The sequence below is a fragment of the Falcatimonas sp. MSJ-15 genome, from assembly GCF_018918265.1.
GTDB lineage: Bacteria > Bacillota > Clostridia > Lachnospirales > Lachnospiraceae > Falcatimonas.
Genome location: NZ_JAHLQC010000059.1, coordinates 1 through 1,023, shown reverse-complemented (window position 1 = coordinate 1,023; position 1,023 = coordinate 1). Strand labels below are relative to the sequence as shown.

The 1,023-nt window shown below is 33.5% G+C and carries 2 protein-coding genes; both read left to right on the top strand.

Annotated elements, in window-relative coordinates:
* Positions 1-89: 89 nt before the first annotated feature.
* Positions 90-377: a transposase gene (locus KQI85_RS16355; protein WP_216577074.1), complete on the top strand. Its 288-nt coding sequence runs from the start codon at positions 90-92 to the stop codon at positions 375-377.
* A 41-nt stretch (positions 378-418) separates the two neighbouring features.
* A partial coding sequence (locus KQI85_RS16350; protein ID WP_253293947.1) for an IS3 family transposase occupies positions 419-1,023 on the top strand: 605 nt, incomplete at its 3' end.

Sequence of the window (1,023 nt, the reverse complement as noted above, 5' to 3'; positions counted from 1 at the left end):
TGATGTTAGAATGTAAATAGTACAAATTAGATATGGAATAATCCTTAATATAGATTTATTATTAAAGTTAAAGATTGGAGGAGTAATACATGGCTACACAGTACTCAGAAGAATTTAAGAAAGATGCAGTAAAATATTGGGAGGAGCATAAAGATTTAGGCATTAACGCATGTGCTAAAAATCTAGGTATATCTAAAAGTGCACTATCTACATGGCGTAAACTTTATGAAAGTAATGAAGGTAACATACCAACCCGAGGAAGAGGCAATTACGAAAGTGATGCTGCAAAAGAAAATGCTAGACTTAAGAAAGAATTAAGAGATGCACAGGATGCTCTGGAAATATTAAAAAAAGCAATCGGCATACTGGGAAACTAACAGGAGCTATATACCTTGAAACAGCAAATATGGAAAGAATTATGAATAAACAAGGTGGACGCCGACTTAATGTTAGTGGTGTGCTGAGACATTTAGGCGTCTCTAGAAGTGGATATAATACTTGGAAAAGCAGGATTCCAAGTAATCGGGAGCAGCGAAAAAACAAAATAAAGGATAAGATATGTGATATTTATGATGAATCGCACCAGAATTATGGTGCTCCCAAAATAGCAAAGAAATTAAAAGAAGAAGGAGAAACAATAAGCGAAAGGACAGTAGGTAATTATATGCGTGAAATGGGCCTGAAGGCACAATGGATTAAACCATATACCATAACAACTATAGATTCAGATTTTAGTGAAGAATACAAAAATATACTTGATGAGAAGTTTAATCCTAATTCCCCTGATGCGATATGGTGTACAGATATTACATATATTTGGACTTATGAAGGATTTGTATATTTAACAAGTATAATGGACTTATATTCAAGGAAAATAATATCATGGGTATTAAGTGATACCCTTGAAACAAAGTGGGTTGTAGAAGCTGTTAATAAAGCTAAAAGGGTAAGAAATGTTAACAAACCGTTAATTATGCATTCAGATCGTGGCAGACAATATACGGCTAAAGATTATGAAGAAGC